General features: G+C 72.6%; 20 protein-coding genes. 11 read left to right on the top strand and 9 right to left on the bottom strand.

What is annotated here, in order from left to right; genetic code table 11:
• From AAC134_RS20465 to AAC134_RS20455, 3 genes are all read right to left on the bottom strand, one after another.
• The coding region (locus AAC134_RS20465) for a hypothetical protein (protein ID WP_339951022.1) at positions 1–196 on the bottom strand (196 nt) is incomplete at its 3' end.
• 271 nt (positions 197–467) lie between these two features.
• Positions 468–3353 carry a type I DNA topoisomerase gene (topA, locus tag AAC134_RS20460; RefSeq protein ID WP_339951020.1) on the bottom strand — a complete coding sequence of 962 codons (2886 nt, stop codon included), beginning with the start codon at positions 3351–3353 and terminating at the stop codon, positions 468–470.
• A 126-nt stretch (positions 3354–3479) separates the two neighbouring features.
• Complete coding sequence (locus AAC134_RS20455) at positions 3480–3995, bottom strand: hypothetical protein (protein ID WP_339951018.1); 516 nt, start codon at positions 3993–3995, stop codon at positions 3480–3482.
• A 378-nt stretch (positions 3996–4373) separates the two neighbouring features.
• Here AAC134_RS20455 and AAC134_RS20450 point away from each other — a divergent pair, with 378 nt between their 5' ends.
• Positions 4374–5201, top strand: coding sequence for a sulfite exporter TauE/SafE family protein (locus AAC134_RS20450; protein WP_339951016.1), 828 nt, complete (start codon positions 4374–4376; stop codon positions 5199–5201).
• Between the two features lie 11 nt (positions 5202–5212).
• Here the strand turns inward: AAC134_RS20450 and AAC134_RS20445 are convergent, their stop codons facing one another.
• Positions 5213–6163 carry a D-2-hydroxyacid dehydrogenase family protein gene (locus AAC134_RS20445; protein WP_339951014.1) on the bottom strand — a complete coding sequence of 317 codons (951 nt, stop codon included), beginning with the start codon at positions 6161–6163 and terminating at the stop codon, positions 5213–5215.
• A gap of 138 nt (positions 6164–6301) precedes the next feature.
• On the opposite strand from AAC134_RS20445, the gene AAC134_RS20440 reads away from it, so the two are divergent.
• The 4 genes from AAC134_RS20440 to xrtD all read left to right on the top strand — a co-directional run bounded on the left by AAC134_RS20440 (position 6302) and on the right by xrtD (position 11859).
• Entirely contained in the window at positions 6302–6994 is a 693-nt protein-coding gene (locus AAC134_RS20440; protein WP_339951012.1) for a TetR/AcrR family transcriptional regulator, read from the top strand.
• A 105-nt stretch (positions 6995–7099) separates the two neighbouring features.
• Positions 7100–7861: an SDR family oxidoreductase gene (locus AAC134_RS20435; RefSeq protein ID WP_339951010.1), complete on the top strand. Its 762-nt coding sequence runs from the start codon at positions 7100–7102 to the stop codon at positions 7859–7861.
• A 378-nt stretch (positions 7862–8239) separates the two neighbouring features.
• Positions 8240–10042 carry an ABC transporter ATP-binding protein gene (locus AAC134_RS20430; RefSeq protein ID WP_339951008.1) on the top strand — a complete coding sequence of 601 codons (1803 nt, stop codon included), beginning with the start codon at positions 8240–8242 and terminating at the stop codon, positions 10040–10042.
• A gap of 218 nt (positions 10043–10260) precedes the next feature.
• On the top strand, positions 10261–11859 hold the full coding sequence (gene xrtD, locus AAC134_RS20425; protein WP_339951006.1) for a VPLPA-CTERM-specific exosortase XrtD: 1599 nt from the start codon (positions 10261–10263) through the stop codon (positions 11857–11859).
• Between the two features lie 120 nt (positions 11860–11979).
• Here xrtD and AAC134_RS20420 read toward each other — a convergent pair whose 3' ends face one another.
• Entirely contained in the window at positions 11980–12456 is a 477-nt protein-coding gene (locus AAC134_RS20420; protein WP_339951004.1) for a YceI family protein, read from the bottom strand.
• A 277-nt stretch (positions 12457–12733) separates the two neighbouring features.
• On the opposite strand from AAC134_RS20420, the gene AAC134_RS20415 reads away from it, so the two are divergent.
• Positions 12734–13231 (top strand): YaiI/YqxD family protein, encoded by a 498-nt coding sequence (locus tag AAC134_RS20415; protein WP_339951002.1) that lies wholly within the window; start codon positions 12734–12736, stop codon positions 13229–13231.
• Positions 13232–13305: 74 nt separating this feature from the next.
• Positions 13306–14475 carry an alanine racemase gene (locus AAC134_RS20410; protein WP_339951000.1) on the top strand — a complete coding sequence of 390 codons (1170 nt, stop codon included), beginning with the start codon at positions 13306–13308 and terminating at the stop codon, positions 14473–14475.
• An 83-nt stretch (positions 14476–14558) separates the two neighbouring features.
• Here AAC134_RS20410 and AAC134_RS20405 read toward each other — a convergent pair whose 3' ends face one another.
• The 3 genes from AAC134_RS20405 to AAC134_RS20395 are packed head-to-tail and all read right to left on the bottom strand — an operon-like array spanning position 14559 to position 17109.
• Positions 14559–15806 carry a VWA domain-containing protein gene (locus AAC134_RS20405; RefSeq protein WP_339950998.1) on the bottom strand — a complete coding sequence of 416 codons (1248 nt, stop codon included), beginning with the start codon at positions 15804–15806 and terminating at the stop codon, positions 14559–14561.
• On the bottom strand, positions 15807–16190 hold the full coding sequence (locus AAC134_RS20400) for a VOC family protein (protein ID WP_339950996.1): 384 nt from the start codon (positions 16188–16190) through the stop codon (positions 15807–15809).
• 4 nt (positions 16191–16194) lie between these two features.
• The gene (locus tag AAC134_RS20395; protein ID WP_339950994.1) at positions 16195–17109 is read right to left on the bottom strand and encodes a MoxR family ATPase; all 915 of its coding nucleotides are present in this window, start codon (positions 17107–17109) and stop codon (positions 16195–16197) included.
• Between the two features lie 204 nt (positions 17110–17313).
• Between AAC134_RS20395 and AAC134_RS20390 the strand changes: the two genes are divergently transcribed.
• Together AAC134_RS20390 and AAC134_RS20385 are read left to right on the top strand one after the other, a co-directional pair.
• On the top strand, positions 17314–17637 hold the full coding sequence (locus AAC134_RS20390; protein ID WP_339950992.1) for a hypothetical protein: 324 nt from the start codon (positions 17314–17316) through the stop codon (positions 17635–17637).
• Between the two features lies 1 nt (position 17638).
• Entirely contained in the window at positions 17639–18112 is a 474-nt protein-coding gene (locus AAC134_RS20385) for a hypothetical protein (protein WP_339950990.1), read from the top strand.
• Between the two features lie 174 nt (positions 18113–18286).
• Here the strand turns inward: AAC134_RS20385 and mgtE are convergent, their stop codons facing one another.
• Positions 18287–19867 (bottom strand): magnesium transporter, encoded by a 1581-nt coding sequence (mgtE, locus tag AAC134_RS20380; protein ID WP_339950988.1) that lies wholly within the window; start codon positions 19865–19867, stop codon positions 18287–18289.
• A gap of 198 nt (positions 19868–20065) precedes the next feature.
• On the opposite strand from mgtE, the gene AAC134_RS20375 reads away from it, so the two are divergent.
• Positions 20066–21490, top strand: coding sequence for a glycosyltransferase family 9 protein (locus AAC134_RS20375; protein WP_339950986.1), 1425 nt, complete (start codon positions 20066–20068; stop codon positions 21488–21490).
• Positions 21487–21903: a DUF6165 family protein gene (locus AAC134_RS20370; protein WP_339950984.1), complete on the top strand. Its 417-nt coding sequence runs from the start codon at positions 21487–21489 to the stop codon at positions 21901–21903. The genes AAC134_RS20375 and AAC134_RS20370 overlap by 4 nt, the downstream gene beginning before the upstream one ends.
• Positions 21904–21984 lie beyond the last annotated feature (81 nt).

Below are 21984 nucleotides of genomic sequence, written 5' to 3'. Positions count from 1 at the left end.
CGAGCGCGCGGACCTCGCGCGCGGACTGGCCCATGTCATGAAGCAGCACGAGGGTGGGGAGGGGCGCGCCCTGCCCCGGCTCGAAATCCTCGGGCGGCTCGATCAGGGCCTGGCGGGGGAGGCCGTCGACCGAAAGGCCGATGCGCTCGACCCCCTCGGGCAGAGAGGCCGCGAGCGAGGGCGAGGCGAGCAGCACGAGGCCGAGCAGGCCTCCCCAGAGGCGCCGGCGCGGGACCGGCGACCGGCGGAGGCGGTCCCGGGTCAAGCCCGGGACACGGCCGCGCGGTCGACCGTCGCGCGAGCAGGCGCGCGGTCAGACGTCGCGCAAACCGGCGCGCGGTCGGACGTCGCGCCAACAGGCGCGCGGTCGGACGTAGCGCAAACAGGCGCGCGGTCAGACGTGGCGTAGACCGGCGCGCGGGGCGCCCTGCGCTGCGGGGCGCGGCCCCGGGGGGACGCGCCGGGGATCACGCCTTGCCGTCCCCGTCGAAGACGTCGTCGACCTCGGGATCGCCGGTGGGGGCGTCCTTGGCGGCGGTCTTCTTCGCGGCGGACTTGGCGGGGGCCTTCTTCGCGGCCGGCGTCTTCGCAGGGGCTTTCTTCGCCGGAGCCGTCTCGTCGCCCTCGGCCTTGGCGGTCTTTGCCGGGGCTTTCTTCGCCGGAGCCTTCTTCGCCGCGGGTTTCTTGGCGGCGGCCTTCTTCGGCGCGGCCTTCTTGCCCTTGCCGGTCTTGGCCGCCTTGGCGTTGATCAGCTCCAGCGCCTCCTCGAGCGTCACCGCCTCGGGCGTGGCGTCCTTGGGGAGCGTGGCGTTGACCTTCTCCCACTTCACGTATGGCCCGTAGCGGCCGGGGAAGACCGAGATCGCGCCGCCCTCGGGATGCTCGCCGAGCTCCTTGAGGGGCGTGGCGCCGGCGCCGCGGCCCCCGCGCGAGAGCTTCTGGGCGATCAGGTCCACGGCGCGGTTGATGCCGACCTCGAACACCTCCGCCGGGTCCTTGAGGTTGGCGTAGACGGGCTTGGGCAGCTTCTTCTCGCCCTCGGCCTTCGGCGGCTGGTGCACCACGAAGGGGCCGAAGCGGCCGAGGCCGGCCTTGATCTCGCCGCCCTCGGGATGCTCGCCCACCAGGCGCGGCAGCGACAGCAGGTCGAGCGCCTTCTTGAGGTCCACGTCTTCCAGCGACAGGCCCTTGGGCAGCGACGAGCGCTTGGGCTTGGGGTTCTCCTCGGTCAGCTCGCCAAGCTGCACGTAGGGGCCGAAGCGGCCCGAGCGCAGGGTAACGGGCTGGCCCTCGTCGTCATGGCCCAGCAGCTTGCCGTCGGGACCGATGGCGCCCTCGCCCTCCTCGCCCCCGCCCATCGGACGGGTGTAGCGACACTCGGGGTATTCGGAGCAGCCGATGAAGGCGCCCCCCGATCGGGCGGTGCGCAGGGACAGCCGGCCCTTGCCGCAGTTGGGGCAGAGGCGCGGGTCGGAGCCGTCGCCCTTGTCGGGGAACAGGTGCGGAGCCAGCGCCTCGTTGATGGTCTCGAGGACCTCGGTGATGCGCAGCTCGGCGGTGTCCTCGACCGCGGCGTGGAAGTCGCGCCAGAAGTCGCCGAGCAGCGTCTTCCAGTCCATCCCGCCGTCGGAGACGACGTCGAGGTCCTCCTCGAGCTTGGCGGTGAAGTCGTAGGAGACGTATTTGGCGAAGTACCGCGACAGGAACACGGTCACCAGCCGGCCCTTGTCCTCGGGGATCAGGCGGTTCTTGTCCTTGCGGACGTATTCGCGGTCCTGGATCGTGCCGATGATCGAGGCGTAGGTCGAGGGGCGCCCGATCCCGAGCTCCTCCATCCGCTTGACCAGCGTCGCCTCGGTGTAGCGGGGCGGGGGCTGGGTGAAGTGCTGCTGAGCCAGCACCGCGCCGTCGCCGGCCAGCATCGCGTTCTCGGCGCGCACCAGGGTCTCGGCGGTTTCGGCCTTCGCCTCGCCGCGGGCCTTTTCGAACGCCTCGGCCAGGGCCCTCGCGGCCAGCGGGGTGGCCTCGCCCTGCGACAGCGCGGGAAGCCGGCCGTCCTCGTCGTCCTGGGGCTCGTCGCGGCCTTCCTCGTAGACGCGCAGGAAGCCGTCGAACTTCACCACCTGGCCGGTGGCGCGGAGCGCGACCTCGCGGTCCTTGGAGCGGATCTCGGCGGTGGTGCGCTCAAGCCGCGCGCCCTCCATCTGGGAGGCGAGCGTGCGCTTCCAGATCAGGTCGTAGAGACGACGCTCGTCCCCGCCCATCCCTGCGTCCAGCTTGCCGGCGTCGCGGGTCATGTCGGTGGGGCGGATGCACTCGTGCGCTTCCTGGGCGTTCTTGGCCTTGTTCTTGTAGAACCGGGGCTTTTCCGGGACATAGGCCTTGCCGAAACGGTCGCCGATGGCGTCGCGGGCCGCGCGCACGGCCTCGGGCGCCATGTCGATGCCGTCGGTCCGCATGTAGGTGATGTGGCCGGCCTCGTAGAGGCGCTGCGCCGCGCGCATCGCCTGCTGGGCGCCCATCCCGAACTTGCGGCTCGCCTCCTGCTGGAGGGTCGAGGTCATGAACGGCGGGCTGGGATTGCGGGTGGCGGGCTTGGCTTCGACCGAATCCACGAACAGCGTCGCGCCGCGCGAGCCGATGGCGGTGGCCGCCATCTCGGCGCGGGTCGCGGTCTCGAGCGTCTGGCGGTCGATCTTCTTGCCCGACAGCTCCGACAGGCGGGCCTCGAACTCGACCCCGCGCGGGGTCTTCAGCATGGCGCGGACGGACCAGTATTCCTTGGCCTTGAAGGCCTCGATCTCCATCTCGCGGTCGACGATCAGGCGCAGGGCCACCGACTGCACCCGCCCTGCCGAGCGCGAGCCCGGCAGCTTGCGCCACAGCACCGGCGAGAGGTTGAACCCCACCAGATAGTCCAGGGCCCGGCGCGCGAGGTAGGCGTTCACCAGCTCCATGTCGATGGCGCGGGGCGCTGCCATGGCGGCCTCGATCGCGGTCTTGGTGATGGCGTTGAAGGCGACGCGGCGGACCGGCGTGTCCTTCTTGATGGCGCGGCGCTTGCGCAGCGCCTCCTCGAGGTGCCAGCTGATCGCCTCGCCCTCGCGGTCGGGGTCGGTGGCGAGGATCAGGGCGGGATCGCTGGCCAGGGCCTCGGCGATGGCGCGGACGTGCTTCTGCGCCTTGGCGTCGATCTCCCACAACATCTCGAAGCCGTTGTCGGGATCGACCGAGCCATCCTTGGGCGGCAGGTCGCGCACGTGGCCGTAGCTCGCAAGGACGGTGTAGTCCTTCCCGAGGTACTTGTTGATCGTCTTGGCCTTGGCCGGGGACTCGACGACGACGACGGCCATGCGGACGCTTCTCCTTGCCGGGGGCGAACGGTCGGGGACCATGTTAGGGCCGGGGGCGCAATGTCAATCCGCCCGCGTTCGCCGGAATTTCAGTCGAATTGCGCCCGGCGGCCGCCGGGCCTGCGCCTACCAGCCGCCCTGGATCACGATCCGGTCGAGGTTCAGATAGCCCAGCACCGCCACCGAGACCACCACCGCGGCCATCCCCGTCATCCGGTTCGCGACGCGGCGCCGGTAAAGGGCGATCAGCAGCGGTTCGACATGGATCTCGTGCAGGCGGGGGGCGATGCGCCGCGCCTCGGCGCCCTGGGCCGCGAGCATCCCGGCCGCCGGCGCCGCCAGCATCAGCAGCCCCAGCGCCAGTTCCGAGCGCGCCACGAACGCCATCACCGCCAGGGCCGCCAGCGCGAAGCCCGCCAGCGCGCCCGCCGCCGCGCCCCAGGCGTTCAGCCAGGCGTCGATGCGCAGGATCATCACCCGGGCGTAGCGGTCGCAGGCCTCGGCCTCCTCGCCGCCCTCGCGCAGCGCGCGGCGCAGCATGTCCCACGGCACGCCATGCGTGAAGTAGGAGCCCATCGACCAGAAGACCGCCGTCAGCAGCCAGTACCAGATCGAGAAGAAGGCGGTGTCGTCGAACTGCATGCGGTCGGCGGAACCTGCGGCCTGTGCGAGGGCGGGGCGGGGGGCGGGGCGCGCGCGGGTCCGCCCGGCGCGGGGTCGAAGGGCGTTTATGTCCGCCTTCGCCGCGTTCCGCCAGTGTCCGGACCTCTGCCGAGCGCGAACCCGCGCGGACGATCCGTCGCGGGCGGGGAGGCCGGGGCGCCGCGGGCCCACCGCCGCGGGGCCTCTGGCGGCGGGCCCACCCTGTCCGCCCCCCCCGACCGCGAGCCCCCCCTCGCGGGTATCGCGCTTTCCACGAGGCGGAACCGCGTCGCACCGCCTCTTGTCCCATCCGCACCGATCCCCTAGCCGTGGAGGCGTCTGCGGCCCGCCGGGCCGCCCTTCCCGAGGAGACACCCGATGATCGGACTCGACGCGGCGGGCCTGGCCCTGCTGGCGGCATCGCTGCTTGCGACAGGCGTGTTCGCGGGGGTGCTCGCGGGACTTCTGGGCGTGGGCGGGGGCATCGTGATCGTGCCGGTGCTGTCGTGGCTGCTCTCGGCCTCGACGCTCGATCCGGAGGTGACCCAGCACCTGGCGGTGGCGACTTCGCTCGCCACGATCATCCCGACCTCGATCTCCTCGGCCCGCTCGCACCGCAAGCGCGGCTCGGTCGACGTGGAGCTGCTCAAGCGCTGGGGGCCGGGAATCGTGATCGGGGCGCTGGTGGGGGGCGTGGTGGCGCGCTTCGCCTCGGGCGACGCGCTGCGGCTGGTGTTCGGCTGCGTGGCCCTGGCGGTGGCGGTGAACATGGCGATCCCCAGGACCCTGACGGCGGCCGACGCGCTGCCGAAATCGCGGATCGCCAACGGGCTCCTGTCCTGGGTGGTCGGGCTGTTCTCGTCCCTGATGGGCATCGGCGGGGGCACGCTGGCGGTGCCGATCCAGTCGGCGTTCTCGGTGCCGATCCGCAAGGCGGTGGGCACCGCCTCGGCCATGGGGCTGCTGATCGCGGTGCCCGGCACGCTCGCCTTCATCTGGGCGGGCTGGGGGGCCGAGGGTCTGCCGCCTTACTCGCTGGGCTATGTCTCGGTTCCCGCGGCCCTGCTGATCGTGCCGGCGACCTGGTTCTGCGCGCCGCTGGGAGCGAACCTCGCCCACCGGGTCGACCAGGCGCTGCTGAAACGCCTGTTCGCCCTGTTCCTGGCGATCACCGCCGCGCGGATGCTCTACGCCGCGCTGGGCTGAAGGCGGGGCCCCTATTCGACCTCGCGCACCGGGGCGCCGTCGAGCCAGGCGGCGATGTCCTCGACCGCCTCGCCGTAGAACAGCCGGTAGACCACGTCCGAGACATAGCCGATGTGCGGCGTGCCGATGACGTTGGGCAGGCGGCGGAACAGGTCGTCGCACTCGGGCGGCTCGGCGTCGTAGACGTCGAGGCCGGCGCCCGCGATCCATCCCTCCTGCAGCGCCCGCTCGAGCGCCCCGCGCTCGACCAGCGGCGCGCGGGAGGTGTTCACGAGATAGGCCGAGGGCTTCATCGCCCGCAGCTCCGCCTCGCCCACGCTGCCGCGGCTGCGCGCCGACAGCACCAGGTGGATCGAGATCACGTCGGCCCGCCTGAACAGCGCCAGCTTGCTTTCGGCGAGGGTCACGCCCAGCTCGGCGCAGCGGGCGGCGGTGAGGTTGGGAGACCAGGCCTCGACCTCCATCTCGAAGGCCTGGGCGACGCGGGCGACGCGGCCGCCAAGCTCGCCCAGGCCCAGCAGGCCCAGGCGACGGCCGGCCAGCCGCGTGCCGACGGGCCCCTGCCACAGCCCCTGCCGGAAGCGCTGGGATTCGGCCGAGACCCGGCGCATCAGGTTCAGGATCAGGCCCCAGGCGATCTCGACGGTCGAGTTCTTGTCGCCCCGCGTGCCGCAGACCGTGACGCCGCGGGCGCGGGCGGCGGGCACGTCGATGGCGGCGTTGCGCATGCCGGTGGTGACCAGCAGGCGCAGATCCGGCAGGCGCGCGAGCAGGCTTTCGGGGAAGGCCGTGCGCTCGCGCATCGCCACCACGATCTCGAAGCCCGCCAGGGCTCTGGCGGCCGCGTCCTCGTCGGCGAAGGGCTCGCGGAAGACCACCGGCTCGACCCGTCCGGCGAGAGGCGCCCAATCGGCAAACGACAGGGCCACGCCCTGGTAATCGTCCAGCACTGCGCAACGCATGCGCCATCCTCCCTGAGATCGTTTCGCGGGGCGATCTTTCCGCCGCTCCCGTCGCGTCCTTTTTGACAAGCCGGCCGGTTAGCGGCAATGCTCTGTCTGCCGCCGCCGACCGGCGGCAAGGTTGAGGGGAGTCCGCCCATGCACCCGTTTCGCGAGCCGCCGCTCCGTCCCTGCCGCGCGCCCGCCGACGGCGTGACCTCCGGCGGCGAGCCCGAGGACGATCCGGCCGCGCGCGGCGCGCGGAAGAAAGCCTCGATCCGGCGCGAGGAGATCATCGCCATCGCGGCCGACATCTTCGCCACCAAGGGATACGACGGCGCCTCGCTGAGGGATATAGCCGAGCGCGCCGGCCTGACCAAGGCCGCGCTCTACTATCACTTCCCCGACAAGGAGCAGATCTTCGAGATCGTGGTGATGTCGCGGATGGAATCCCTGATCGCCGACGTGGGCGAGCATGTGGCCGCGGCCGGCGACGACCCGATCAAGCGGATCGAGGCCTTCGTCGAGGCCTCGGCCACGCGGATCGACAGCGACCGCACGGGGTGGATCTCGTCCTCGAACACGTTCTGGAGCTTCGAGAACGCCCAGAACCGGGTGCGGATCGTGGCCCAGCGCGACGCCTACGAGAAGATCCTGCGCGACGCGGTCAAGGAGGGGATCGCGCGCGGCGTGCTGCGCGAGCGCGACGCGGGCCTGGTCTCGCGGCTGATCCTGGCGGGCCTGTCGGGCCTGCCGCGCTGGCACAAGGCCGACGGGCCGATGAGCGCGCAGGAAGTGGGGCGCCAGTACCTCGACTTCGTGCTCAACGGCCTGAAGGTGGAGCGCGACTGAGCGCAGGCCCTCCGGCGCCCGAGCCTTCCCGCCCCGGCCTCGCGCCGGGGCCGTTTCTTCCCGCCCCGGCCCAGCGCCGGGGCCGTTCGTTCAAAGTGAGGTCCCATGTCCGAGCTTTCCGGAAAATCCGTCCTGATCACCGGCGCCAGCCGCGGCATCGGCGCCGCGGCGGCGGCCGAGCTTGGCGCGCGCGGGATGCGCGTGGCGCTGGCCGCGCGCGATCTGGCCGCCTGCGAGGCGGGGGCCGAGGCGATCCGCGCCGCGGGCGGGGAGGCGATGGCGTTCTCCTGCGACGTGACGAGCTGGTCTGACGTCTCGGCGGTGGTCTCCGCGACCCGCGACGCCTTCGGGGCGCTCGACGTGATGGTCAACAACGCGGGCGTGATCGAGCCGATCTCGCGCCTGGCCGAGTCCGAGCCCGAGGCCTGGGCGCAGGCTTTCTCGATCAACGCGCTGGGCGTCTACCACGGGCTGCGCGCGGCGATTCCGGTGATGGAGGCGCAGGGCGCGGGGGTGATCGTCAACGTCTCGTCGGGCGCGGCCTACAGCCCGCTGGAGGGGTGGAGCCACTATTGCTCGGCCAAGGCGGCCGCGCTGATGCTGACCCGCGCGGCCCATGCCGAGAGCGGGCCCAAGGGCGTGCGGGTGGTGGGGCTGAGCCCGGGCACGGTGGCCACCGACATGCAGCGGGTGATCGGCAAGAGCGGGATCAACCCGGTCAGCCAGATGAGCTGGGACGACCACATCCCCGCCGACTGGCCGGCCAAGGCCATCGCCTTCCTGTGCACCGAGGCGGCCCGCGCGTTCGACGGGACCGACTTCATGCTGCGCGAGCCCGAGAACCGCACCCGGCTCGGCCTGGGCTGAGCGACCGCCCCGGGCTGCGCCCGGAGCGGACCGGGGAAGCGCCGCGTCGGGCCTCGCGCCCGTTCGCAGCGCTCGCCCGCGGCGCGGGGCGGGCGCGGCGCCGGGTTGCCGGCGCGTTCGGACCGACGGCGGCGCGGCCATGTGAGAGGATCGCGGGATCGGGCCGCGCGCCCGGCGCCGCCCCGGCCTCCGGCTTCGACGTGGCAAGGGGCGCCGGTTTCCTGCGGCGGCGCGTCCCCCCGGGGCGCGGCCGCGGGGCTGGCCGCGCGCTGCGCGGCCCCCTATCCTCGCGCCCCGACCCCAGCGCGGTCGCGCCGGAGGGGCCGCCGGGCGCCCCCCCGCAGGCCGATCCTCGCCGCGGCGCCTCGAGGGAGCCCCATGATCGACATCGTCCGCAAGCTGATGGACCTGCTCGACCCCGGCGAGCGGCGGACCTTCTGGGCCGTGCTGGGGCTGTCGATCCTGGCGGGATTTGCCAACCTGGTCGGCGTCGCCTCGGTGATCCCGTTCCTGGCGGTGCTGGCCTCGCCCGAGGCGGCCGACGGCGCCGGGCGCGTCGGCGAGGCGTTGCGGGCGCTGGGACTGGCCGGAGAGCGGCCCTCGCTGGCATTGCTCGGGGCGCTGGTCGGCCTGTGCTACGCCGGCGCGATCGCCGTGCGGGTCGCGACCATCTTCATGCTGCGCCGCTTTGCGGCCCTGCGGGTGCACACCATCGGCCTGAAGGTGATGGCGCGTTACCTGCGCCAGCCCTACGCCTGGTTTCTCAATCGCCACAGCTCGGACCTCGTGAAGACCGCGCTGATCGAGGTCGACGTGATGGTCCATGGCGTCCTGACCCAGGTGCTGGAGGTGATCGCCAACGCCTGCATCGCGCTGGCGATGCTGGCGCTGATGGTGATGGTCAGCCCGACGGCGGCCGCGATCATGTTCGGCGTGGTGGGGGGCGGCTACGGCCTGGTCTACCTCGCCTTGCGCCCCCGGATCCGCGAGATGGGCGCGATCCGCTTCGAGACGATGTCCGAACGCTTCCGCCTTGCGCTGGAGAGCATGACCGGCATCAAGGAGGTCAAGACGCTGGGCCTCGAGGAGGCGATGGTCCGCCGCATCGCCCGCCCCTCGCTGCGCGGCGCCCGGGCGCTGGCCTCGGAAACGGTGCTCAGCCAGGCGCCGCGGCATTTCCTGGAGGGGATCGCGGTGATCGCGATGATCGCGGTGGTGCTGACGCTCGCCGCCGCCGCGGATCCGGCGACGGGGGGCTATGCGGCGATCCTGCCCACGGCGGGGGTCTACGCGCTGGCGGGGGCGCGGATGGCGCCCTCGATGCAGGCGATCTACGCGGGGCTCAGCTCGATCCGCTCGCGCCGGCAGGCGCTCGATTCGATCCATGCCGAGCTGACCGCCTCGGCGCCCGAATCGCTGGAGGCCGCGCCCAGCCCGCCCCTGACCCGCGCGCTGGAGCTGCGCGGCGTGCGCTACGCCTACCCCGGCGCGGATCGGCCGGCGCTCGACGGGCTGGATCTCGAGGTGCGCGCGGGCACCCGGGTGGGGATCGTGGGCGGCACCGGCGCGGGCAAGACCACGGCGATGGACCTGGTGCTGGGGCTGCTCGCGCCCGACGCGGGCGAGATCCTGGCCGACGGCCGCCCGCTGCGCAGTCCCCAGGACCGGCGCGGCTGGCGGCGCACGCTGGGCTATGTCCCCCAGCACATCTTCCTGACCGACGCCTCGGTGGCCGAAAACATCGCCTTCGGCGACCTTCGCGACGAGGTCGACCGCGCCGCGGTCGAGCGCGCCGCCCGCCAGGCCGCCCTGCACGACTTCGTGACCGAAGAGCTCGCCCAGGGCTACGACACGCTGGTCGGGGACCGGGGGGTGCGCCTCTCGGGCGGGCAGCGGCAGCGGGTGGGGATCGCGCGCGCGCTCTATCGCGATCCGTCGCTGCTGATTCTCGACGAGGCGACCTCGGCGCTGGACACGGTCACCGAGCGCCAGGTGATGGAGGGGATCGAGGCCGCCGGCGCCGGGCGCACGGTGATCATGGTCGCCCACCGGCTGACCACGGTGCGCGGCTGCGACGAGATCTTCCTGCTCGAGAACGGCCGCGTCGCCGCCCGCGGCGACTTCGAGACGCTGATCGCCCGTTCCGCCGCATTCCGCGACATGGCTCGCGACCTGGCCTGAGGGCCCGAGGGCGCGCCCCCGCACGCCGCGCCGCCGCGGCCCCGGCGCCATGGCCGCTGCCGCCTGCGGCTCGCGTCCGGGTCTCGCGCGCGTGAGGCCCGGCGAAACCCGGCATGACGAGGGGGCCGGTTCATGTTATCGAACGCGCGGACCGTTCATTTTTTCGCCTCGATCGCGCGCACGGCGTTCGCGGATCGGGGACCAGAGACGTGGTGGGTATGACCAAGGCGATCGCGAGCGACTGGGGCGCAACCTGGAACCCCTTCGGCATCTTCTGGCTGGCCATTGCGGTGGTCGGGGCGGCGCTGTTCTTCCTGCCCGGCCTGATGGTTCTGGGCGAGGCCTGGCAGCTGGCCGAGTACAGCCACGGGCCGCTGATCCCGCTGCTGTCCTCGTTCCTGCTGCTGCGCCAGCTCAAGGACGTGCCGGTGAACCCGGGCCCGATCTCGGACCGCTGGCCGGGCCTCGTCGTGGTGGGGCTGTCGCTGCTGCTGGGCCTGCTCGCCCTGCTGAGCCACATCGGCGACGTCTCGGCCTACGCGATGATCGTGTGGGTCTACGGGATGCTGCTGGTCAGCTTCGGCTGGAAGAACGGCAAGCAGCTGTGGCCGCCGGTCCTGCACCTGTGCTTCATGCTGCCGCTGCCGGGCCTGATCTACTACAAGGCCACCACGACGCTGCAGTTCATCTCCTCCGACATCGGGGTCTGGGCGCTGCAGATGATGGGCACGCCGGTGTTCCTCGAGGGGAACATCATCGATCTCGGCGTCTACAAGCTGCACGTGGCCGAGGCCTGCTCGGGCCTGCGCTACCTGTTCCCGATCATGTCGTTCTCCTACATCTTCGCGGTGCTCTACCGTGGGCCGACCTGGCACAAGGCGGTGCTGCTGCTCTCGGCCGTGCCGATCGCGGTGCTGATGAACAGCTTCCGCATCGCGCTGGTGGGCGAGCTGGTGAACGCCTGGGGGATCGAGGCGGCCGAGGGCTTCGGCCACCTGATGGAGGGCTGGGTCGTCTTCCTGGGCTGCATCGGCATCCTGTTCGGCCTCGCGATGCTGATGCTGCGCCTGCAGCCCGCCCCGCGGATGAGCCTGTCCGAGGCGCTGGACCTCGACCTCAACGGCATCATGCCAGAGCTCGCCCGCGTGCGCTTCACCCGCGCCTCGCCGGCGATGATCGCGGCCGCCACGCTGTGCGTCGTGCTCGCCGCCGCCTGGTGGCTGGCCCCGCCGCGGGACCTGCCCGCGACCGACCGCCAGCCCTATTCCGCCATGCCGCGCGAGATCGGCGAGTGGGAGGTGGTCCGCCAGATCCCCCGCCTCGACGAGAACACCGAGCGGGTGCTGGGCGCGGACGACTACATCGGCCTGAGCTATGCCCGCCCCGACGTGGCGGCGCCGGTGGAGTTCTTCTCGGCCTGGTATCACGACCAGACCAAGGGCGGCATCCACTCCCCCGAGGTCTGCCTGCCCGGCGGCGGCTGGGAGATGCACTCGATCCGCACCGTCGACCTCGCTCCGCAGCTCGGGACCGAGGCCAGCTTCAACGTCAACCGGGCGGTGATCATCAAGGGGCAGTCGCAGCTGCTGGTCTACTACTGGTTCGACCAGTCGGGCCGGCGCATCGCCTCGGACTACATGGCCAAGGCCATGCTGGTGGTCAACGGCATCGCCGAGGGCCGCACCGACGGCGCCCTGGTGCGCCTGACCACCCCGATCCTGCCGCGCGAGGACGAGGCGACCGCCGAGGCCCGCCTGATCGAGTTCCTGCGCCCGGCCAAGGAGGTGCTGCCGCGCTTCGTGGACGGCCGCCTCTGACGGCTGCCGGGGCGCCCGCGGGCGCGCAGGGCGGACCGCTGAAAACGACGCGCGCCCCGGCCGATGGCCGGGGCGCAGTCATTTCGCGGGACGTCGGCGTTCCGCGTGCGGATCGGGGGCCTAGTCCAGACGCCTGGCCGTCACGCTCGCCTCGAGGGTCACGGCGAGGCCCACCATCTCCTCGGCCGGCTCGCCCACGGCGTAGTCGGTGCGCAGCAGCGCGGCCGAGACCTCGGCCTCGGCGGTCTCGCCCTGCGTGAGGATCGAGACCTGAAGCTCCAGCGGCCGCGTCTCGCCCTTCAGGGTCAGGTCGCCGCGCACGGTCCAGGCGCCAGGCGCGTCGCGGTGAAAGCCCGCGCCCTCGAACACCGCCACGGGATGCTCGGACGCGGCCAGCCAGCGCGGCTCGGCGGCCGAGGCGGTGGCCATGCCGTCGGGGAACGACAGGCTCGCGACGTCCACCTCCACCCGGACCCGGCAGGCCTCGGGCGCGGCGGGATCGAAGGCGATGTCCGCGCGCCAGCTCTCGAAGACGCCGGCCATGCGGCGCCCGCCGACGTCGATGGTCACCGAAAGCTGGCTGGCGGCGGGATCCATGACCCAGTCGCCCGCCGCAGCCGGCGCCGCCCAGCCCGCAACGGCAAGCGAGGCGGCCAGCGCCCAGGCGCGCGCCCGCCCCCGGAAGCGCCGGCAAGCGGGCGCCCGTGCCGAACCCGGTCCGTCCTCGTCGCGCCGTCCCATCTCTTCGCCCCCTCCGGCCCCGCGCCAATCCGGGGCCGGACGACCGTGGCGCCCGACGACGAGGCGCGCCAGTGCCTCCCTCCGGATCGTGATCGGGCTTCCCATCCCGCGGCGGCCGGCCTAGGACTGCCCCATGACCGAGCCGACCGCCCCCGCCCCCCCCGAGCCGCGCCCCCGGACGCGAACCGAGATCTACATCGACGCCGACGCCTGCCCCGTGCGCGACGAGACCCTGCGCGTCGCCGCCCGTCACAAGCTGCGCGTGCACGTCGTCTCGGACGGCGGCATCCGCCCCAGCCAGGACCCGATGGTCAACGTGGTCTTCGTCACCGGCGGCGCCGACGCCGCCGACGACTGGATCGCCGAGCGCATCGGACCGCGCGACGTCTGCGTGACCGCCGACATCCCGCTCGCCGCCCGCTGTCTCGAGGCCGGCGCCCAGGCGATCCGGCCCAACGGGCGGACCTTCGACCAGGCCTCGATCGGCATGGCGCTGGCCCAGCGGGAGCTGATGAGCACCCTGCGCGAGACCGGCGCCGTCACCGGCGGCCCGCGGCCGTTCTCGAAGGCCGACCGCTCGGCCTTCCTCAACCAGCTCGAGACCTCGGTGCGCGCGGCGATGAGGCGCTGAGACAGCCTTGCGGGCGGGGCGAGGGGCGGCCATCCTCCCTCGCGACTTTCCTCGCCCGCCCGGGAGCCTGCGCCATGTCCTCCGAACCCCTGCCCGGCCTCGAGCCGGGGCTCGAGCCCGGCTACGACGTGCCCGCCCTGCCCGGCATGACGCTGGCGCAGATCGAGACCCCCGCCCTGCTGCTGGACCTGGATCTGGCCGAGGCCAACATCGCCCTGATGGCCGCCCGCGCCGCCGCCGCCGGCGTCGCCCTGCGGCCCCACGCCAAGTCTCACCGCTCCGCCGAGATCGCGCGCATGCAGATCGCGGCCGGCGCCGCGGGGGTCTGCTGCCAGAAGGTCGCCGAAGCCGAGGCGATGGTCCGCGGCGGCGTGCCCGACGTGCTGCTGACCAACGACATCGTCGACCCGCGCAAGATGGCCCGCGCCGCGCGCCTCGCCCGCCAGGCGCGGATCACGGTGATCGCCGACGACCTCGCCATGATCCCGGGATGGAGCGCCGCCGCGCGCGAGGCGGAGGTGGAGCTCGCGATGCTGGTCGAGATCGACGCCGGTTCCGCCGCCTGCGGGGCCGAGCCCGGCGCCCCGGCCGCCGCGATCGCAAAGGCCATCGACGCCGCTCCCGGCCTGCGTTTTGCCGGGATGCAGGCCTATTGCGGCGTCGCCCAGCACATCCGCGCGCCGACCGCGCGGCGCGCGAAGATCGAGGCCGCGGCCGAGCGGGTGCGCCTGACGCTCGACCACCTCGAGCGCGCCGGCCTCGCCTGCCCCTGGATCACCGGCGGCGGCACCGGAAGCTGGGAGTTCGAGGCCGCCGGCCCCTGGACCGAGGTGCAGTGCGGCAGCTACGTGTTCATGGACGCCGACTACCAGCGCGACGACGCCGCCCCCGGCCAGGCGCTGGGCGAGTTCGCCAACGCCCTGTTCCTGCTGACCACGGTGATGTCCAAGGCCCGCCCGGGCGTCGCGATGTGCGACGCCGGCCTGAAGTCCCAGTCGATGGAGAGCGGCGCCCCCCGCATCCTCGAGCCCGACCCCGGCAACACCGGCCTCGAGGTGCTGGGCTGCGCCGACGAGCATGCGAAGGTGGCCGACCCCGACGACATCCTGCGCCTCGGCGACCGGCTGCGGATGACACCCGGCCACTGCGACCCGACGGTCAACCTGCACGACTGGCTGGTGGGGATCCGCGGCGACGCGGTCGAGCGGTTGATCCAGGTCTCCGCGCGCGGCCGTTCGCTCTGACGCAGGCGTAGGGCGCATTTCAATGCGCCGCGGCGGTCATCGCGGGCGCTGGGCTCGGCCCGGAGGGCGCATTGAAATGCGCCCTACTCCAGCATCCGCATCAGCCGGTCCTTCTCGCCGTGGTCGTCCGGGCGGGCGAGCGCGTCCGAGAGGTCCTGCAGGCTGTCGATGTTGTGCGAGGCGCGGAAGCTGTCCACGTGGGGCAGCAGCGCCTTCACCCCGCCCGCGCGCGGCGCGAAGCCGTCCCAGCGCAGCAGCGGGTTCAGCCAGATCAGCTTGCGCGAGGACAGGTGCAGGCGCTCGGCCTCGGCGGCCAGGCGCGTGGGGTCGTCGCGGTCGAGCCCGTCGGTGATCAGGATCACCACCGCGCCCTGGCCCAGAACCCGGCGGGACCAGTCGCGGTTGAAGGTCTTGAGGCACTCGCCGATGCGGGTGCCGCCCTCCCAGTCCTGCGCCTCGCGCCCGCAGGCGGCGAGCGCGGCGTCCGCGTCGCGCTGCATCAGGTGGCGGGTGACGTTGGTCAGCCGGGTGCCGAAGGTGAAGGCATGCACCTTGGCCCAGCCGGCGCCCTTCTCGTTCGCCGCCGCATGGAGAAAATGCAGCAGCATCCTGGAATAGCTGCTCATCGAACCGGAGATGTCGCACAGCGCCACCAGGTTCGGCCAGCGCACCGCCCGCGCCTTGGTCCGGAACGCCGAGACGTCGCCCCCCTGGCGCATCGCCGCCCGCATCGTCCCCCGCCAGTCCGGCCGCTTGCCCGAGGCCGAGGGCCGCGTCCGTCGCGAGGCGATGGGCTTGACCGGCAGCGTCAGGCGGGCGATGGCGCGCTTGGCGGCCAGCTGCTCGGCCGCGGTCATCTGCTCGAAATCGGTCTGCTTGAGCTTCTCGTCGGTCGAGAAGGTGAGGGTCGCGTCGAACTCGATCTCCTCGCCCTCCTCCTCGGATTCAGGGGGCGGGGGGGGATCGGCCTCGGCCAGCAGGGCCTCGGCGGCGCGGCGCTCGGCGTCCTTGGGGGCGGGGGGCGTCTCCATGCTCTGCACCAGGGGCGAGAGCATCTTCATCATCTTCTCGAGGAACTCCGGGTCCCGCCAGAACAGGCGGAAGGTCTGGGCGAAGACCTGCCGATGCTCGGGGCGGGAGACGAAGCAGGCGTGCAGCGTCCAGTAGAAATCCGCCTTGTCCGAGAACCCCGCCGCCTCGACCGCGCGGATCGCGTCCGTCACCCGGCCGGGACCGACCGAGAGCCCCGCCTTGCGCAGGGCGCGGGCGAAATGGACGATGTTGGCGGCAAGCTTGCCGTCCTCGGGGATATCGAGCGGCGCGGGCTGCATTCAGGGCGCCTCGGCGTAGGTCGAGACCTCGATGAGGTTGCCGTCAGGGTCGTTGAAATAGACCGACAGGAACGGGCCGCGGGCGCCGGTCTTGCGCACCGGCCCCTCGACCACGGCGATGCTCTCGGCCTCGAGACGCGCAATGACCTCGGCCAGCGGCGTCTGCGTCAGCAGGCAGACGTCGCCCGAGCCGATGCAGGCGTGGTTGCGCACCTCCTGCCCCAGCGTCTGGAGGTTGATCTTCTGCTCCCCGACCTGCAGAGCGCGCCGGCCGCCCGCGAAGGTCACCGCCTCGAGCCCCAGGGCGCGGGCGTAGAAGTCGACCGCCGCCTCGATGTCGCGCACGGTCAGGACCAGGTGATCGATGCCGGTGATCAGGGCCATCGGCTCAGGCCACGGGCATGGCGTTGCGCGCGCTCTCGAGGATGCGGCGGGCCTCCGAGCCCTGCATCCTGGCGATGTCGTCCTGATATTTCAGGATCGCGCCCAGCGTGTCCGAGATCACCTGCGGGCTCAGCGCCACCGCGTCCAGCGCCACCAGGCACTTGGCCCAGTCGATCGCCTCGGCGACGCCGGGCTTCTTGAACAGGTCCTCCTGGCGGAGCTGCTGGACGAAGGCCACGACCTCGCGGCTCAGGCTCTCCTGCGCCTCGGGGGCCTTGGCGGCCAGGATCTCCATCTCCCGCTCGAAGTTGGGATAGTCGACCCAGTGGTAGAGGCAGCGGCGCTTGAGCGCGTCATGCACCTCGCGCGTGCGGTTCGAGGTCAGGATCACGATCGGCGGCTCGGCGGCCTTGATCGCGCCGATCTCGGGGATCGTCACCTGGAAGTCCGACAGGGCTTCGAGCAGGAACGCCTCGAACGGCTCGTCGGTGCGGTCGATCTCGTCGATCAGCAGGACCGGCGCGCCGCCGGGCTGGGGGCGCATCGCCTCGAGCAAGGGGCGCTCGATCAGGAAGTCGTCCGAGAAGAGCTCGCGGGTCAGCGCCTCGCGATCGGCCGAGCCCGTCGCCTCGGCCGAGCGGATGGCGACCATCTGCGCGGCGAAGTTCCACTCGTACACCGCCGAGGAGGCGTCGAGCCCCTCGTAGCACTGCAGCCGGATCAGCCGCCGCCCGAGCGCGAGGGCCAGCGCCTTGGCGATCTCGGTCTTGCCCACGCCCGCCTCGCCCTCGAGGAACAGCGGCCGTCCGAGCTTGAGCGCAAGGAAAACGACTGTGGCGAGATCGCGGCCGCACACATAGCCCACGCGGCCAAGGATTTCGCCGGCCTCGTCTATGTTTGCGGGAAGTCCTTGCGACATGATCTCGACCTCCGATCGGGGCGTTTTCTGGGTCATTTGGGGAACGCCCTTGGCGGGAGGGCGGGCCGAACCTAGCTCGCTGAACAAGACAGCCCGCCGTGGGAAGAGGTCAACCCCTCCCATCCGGGCATGTCGCCGGCCTGGGGCGGGGCATCCCGACGCAGGCGCGTCCGGCGACATGACGCAGACGACAGGAGGACGGCCATGCTCACCCCGCGCACGATCCCCAATCTGTTGACCGGCGCCACGCTCGCCTCGGCCATGCTGCTCGCCGGCGCCGCTGTGGCGGACCCCGGCTCCGCGCTCGACTGGCCGGCGAAGGCCGACGCCGGCGAGACCGTCAGCTTCGGCGGCGACGCGATGAGCGCCGATCCCGAGATCGCCGAGGGCGACGGCGAACCCGCGCCCTCCCCGCTGAGCGGCGCCCCCGCGACGCAGGAGGAGGCGCTGGCCCCTCTGGCCGCCCAGATCAACACCGGACCGCTCGCCGCCATCGGCGCGACGGCCGGCCCCCTCGAGGAGTCCTGAGATGACCCGCACTGATCGCCGCAACCGGACCCGCCGCAGCGCCTCGTTCGCAATGCTGGCGATGACCGTGGGCGCCGTGTCGCTCGCGCCGGCGCTGGCGCCGATCGCCGCCTCGGCCCAGACCACCGATGACGCCAAGCCCACCGTCTCGGTCACCGACGGCGTGACCAAGGACCAGATCACCGTCGATTTCGCCGACGAGGCCTTCATGGAAGAGCGTCGGATCTCCGAGATCGTGCAGGAGGTCTATGGCCCCGGCGCCGAGCAGTCGAGCGGCTCGGGCCCGTCCGAGGCGGTGCAGCAGGCGCTCGACGTCGGGCAGCCGCTGCCCGCGGGCGCCAACGCGAAACCGGTGGAGATGAAACTCGCCAGCCGCCTTCCCGCGGGACCCGAGTGGCTGGCCGTGGGCGAGAATCTGGTCGCGGTGGATGCCGACGGCCGTGTGAGCCGCGTGTACCACGACATGCTTCCCTGATGATCCCCCCCCTTTTGGGGGAGCATGGTCCGTATGCGTGGGGAGGGTCCGGCCGAGGGGTCGGGCCCTCCTTTTGCGTTCCGGCCACCGGCTCGGGTCCACACGCACGGGCCCATTTGCACGGGCCCGCATGCAGGGGCGCAGACAGCGCCGCAGGGCGTCTTGAAAGGCGCCCTACAGCAGCACCATCCCCGCCAGGCCAAGGAAGCTGAAGAACCCCACCACGTCGGTCACCGTGGTCACGAAGGTGCCCGAGGCGAGCGCCGGGTCCGCGCCCGCGCGATCCAGCGCGATGGGGATCAGGATCCCCGCCAGACCGGCGGCGAGCATGTTGATCACCATCGCCACGCCGATCACCGCCGCCAGCTTGTGATCGCCGTACCAGACCAGTTCGACCACCGCGACCAGCACCGCGAAGATCAGCCCGTTGGTGAAGCCCACCACGGTTTCGCGCGTGACCAGCCGGCGCATGTTGGCCGGCGTCAGGTCGCGGGTGGCGAGCGCGCGCACCGCCACCGCCAGGGTCTGGGTCGCCGCGTTGCCGCCCATCGAGGCGACGATGGGCATCAGCACCGCCAGCGCCACGACCTGCTCGATCGTCGCGTCGAACTGGCTGATCACCATCGAGGCGAGGATCGCCGTGCCGAGGTTCACCGCCAACCACGGGAAGCGCAGCTTGGTGATCTCCCACACCTTGTCCGAGAGCGACTCGTCGCCGACGCCCGACAGACGCTTGAGGTCCTCTTCGGCCTCCTCGTCGAGCGCCTCCATGGCGTCTTCCATCAGGATCACGCCGACCAGCCGGCCCGCCTCGTCGACCACCGGGGCCGAGGCCATGTGATACTGGTTGAAGCCGTAGGCGACGTCGGCCTGCGGCTCCTCGGCCTCGATCGTCTCCATCTGGTCGCGCTTGAGGTCCTGCAGCGACCGGTCGCGCCCCGAGCCCATGATCCGGCTCAGCGGCACCAGCCCCACGGGCTTGAGCGCCGGGTCCACCAGCACCACGTCGTGGAACGCGTCGGGCAGGTCGTCATGGGCGCGCATGTGGTCGATCATCTGGCCGACCGTCCAGTGCGGCGGCGCGGCCACGAAATCGCGGCGCATCATGCGCCCGGCGGTGTACTCGGGGTAGTTCAGCGCCTGCTCGACCGCGGTCCGGTCCACCGGCTCCAGCGCGTCGAGGACGTTCTGCTGCTGATCCTCGTCGAGGTCCTCGATCAGGTAGACGACGTCGTCGGCGTCGAGCTCGCGGGCCGCGCTCGCCAGGTGGGCGGGGTCCATGGCCGCGAGCACGTCGTCGCGCACGTCGTCGTCGAGCTCGGACAGCACCTCGGGGTCGAGGTCGGCGCCCAGCACCTGGACCACCGCCTCGCGCATGTCGTGGCCGAGCTGCTCGAGAAGGTCCGCGAGGTCGGCGGCGTGCAGGTCCTCGACCAGGCGCTTGAGGCCGTGGTGGTCGCGCTCGGCCGCCGCGGCCGCCGCACGGGCGGGCAGCGAGGGGTCGAGCGACCACTCGTCCTCCCAGCTCTCGGAGGCGGGCGGATCCTCGGCGGGCGGGTCGTCTGCGGGCGGGTCTTCTGCGGGCGGGGCGTCCCCGGCCGCACCGGGCGTCTTGCCTGCGTCCCCGGCCCCGCGGGCGTCGGTTCCCTGGCCTTCGCCGGACGCGTCGACCGCCTCGTCGCCGGCGCCTCGGGGTCCCGCTTCGCGCGGATCGTCCTCGGCGTCGGTCTTGCGGTCGTTTCCGGCGTCGGTCATGGGCGGTCCTCTCGGCGGCGGGAGGGCTGGGACCTGACCTTCTAGCGTGCCGCCGCAGGCATTTGAAGCGCCGCCGCGCGGGCGCCCGAAGGACGGCGCCCAAAGGACGGCGGCCGCTGTTGACAGTCGCAGGGCGGGCCTGCGTCATGGAGCCGCGAAGGCCGACGTGCGGGAGCGGATGGTCGAAGGGAGTGGCGAATGAGCCAGAGCGGCGAGCAGGCCAGGGTCGGCGCGCGCCCCGGGGGCGTGGGCGCGGCGCGGCGCACGCTGGGCGAGCTTCGCGAGCAGGGCATCGAGGCCCAGCGCGCCGGGCGGCTCGAGGAGGCGTTCCTCGCCTACCGCGCCTACCTGCAGCGGCGGCCCCGGGATTCGGGGATCTGGACCAACCTCGGCGCCCTGCTCCGCCGGCGGGGCGAGCACCAGGCCGCCGCCGCCTGCCAGCGCCGCGCCCAGGCCCTGGCGCCCGAGGACGCGGCCATCCTCAACAACCTCGGCAACGCCCTGCACGACGCCGACCTGCTGGACGAGGCGCTCGAGATCCGGCGCGAGGTCCTGCGCCGCCGCCCGCGCGACGCCGACGCCCACGCGATGCTCGCCGTCACCCTGCGCGCGCTCGGCCGGATGCAGGAGGCGCAGGCGACCGCCGAGGCCGGCCTGCTCCTGCACCCCGCCGACGGCGAGCTGCGCGTGCAGCGCGCCATGGCGATGCTGGCGGCCGGCGACTATGCCCAGGGCTTCGCCGCCTTCGAGGCCCGCTGGGAGATCGGCGAGATCTCCAAGGGCGAGTCCCCCGCGCCCGAATGGGCGGGCGAGCCGCTCGAAGGCCGCCGCATCCTGGTCCTGCCCGAGCAGGGTTTCGGCGACACCCTGCTGATGAGCCGCTTCCTGCCGGCGCTGAAGGCCCGCGGGGCCCAGGTGATCCTGGCGGTGAAGCCGCCCCTCAGGCGCCTGTTCGAGGGCGCCGAGTGCATCGACGAGCTGGTCGAGATCGGCGCCGCCCGCCCGCAGGCCGACTTTGCCGCCTACATGATGGCCCTGCCCGGTCTGCTGGGCTGCGACGCCGCCCGCCTGCCCCCCTCGCCCGGGCTGCGCGTGCCCGCCGACAGCCGCGCCCGCGCGCGCGCGCTGCTGCAGCCGTGGGAGGGGATGCTGCGGGTGGGCGTGTGCTGGTCGGGCTCGGTCACCTACAAGGCCAACTTCAAGCGCAGCTTCGGGCCCGAGCGATTCCTGCCGCTCGCCCGGATCCCGGGCGTGCAGCTGTTCAGCCTCTACAAGGGCCCGCTGCTGGAGGGGTTTCGCCGCTCGCCGGCCTCGGCGCTGATCGTGGACGCGGCGGGGGACGAGCGCGACTTCGCCGACGCCGCCGCCACGATCCGCGAGCTGGACCTGGTGATCACCATGGACACCGCGGTCGCCCACCTCGCGGGCGCGCTGGGGCGGCCGGTGTGGAACCTGCTCGCCTTCTCGCCGTTCTGGCTCTACGGCCATGCGGGCGAGACCACGCCCTGGCACCCCTCGATGCGCCTGGTGCGCCAGCCCCGTCCCGGCGACTGGGACGCGGCCATGCAAACGGTCGCCGAGGGCCTCGCCGCCCTCGCCGCCAGCAAAGGAGCCCGGCCATGACCGCCCCCTCCCCCCGCATCGGCGAGACCGCCGTGCTGGTCGAGGTCTCGCCCGGCGAGCTGATCGACAAGATCACCATCCTCGAGATCAAGGCCCAGCGTCTCTCGGACCCCTCGCGCCGCTTCAACGTGACCACCGAGCTCGAGCTTCTGGTCGCCGCCCGCGACGCCTCCCTGCCCGCGCCGGCCGAACTCGACGAGCTGACCGACGCCCTGCGCGCAGTCAACGAGGATCTGTGGAGCGTCGAGGACGACCTGCGGGCCTGCGAGTCGCGCCACGACTTCGGCCCCGGCTTCGTGGCGCTCGCCCGCTCGGTCTACCGCCTGAACGACCGCCGCGCCGCCCTGAAACGGGAGATCAACCTCCTCCTCCATTCCCGCCTGATGGAAGAGAAGTCCCACCCCCTCTACTGAGCGCCCCGCCCGCCAGTAGCGCCCCCGGCGCCCCGCCCGAACCCCCGGCGCGAGCGCCTGTTCTCCGGAGCCGTCCGTCGC

This window comes from uncultured Albimonas sp., from assembly GCF_963977235.1.
Taxonomy (GTDB): domain Bacteria; phylum Pseudomonadota; class Alphaproteobacteria; order Rhodobacterales; family Rhodobacteraceae; genus Albimonas.
The sequence above is the reverse complement of the archived record's forward strand: the minus strand, read 5'-3'. Positions and strand labels throughout refer to the sequence as shown.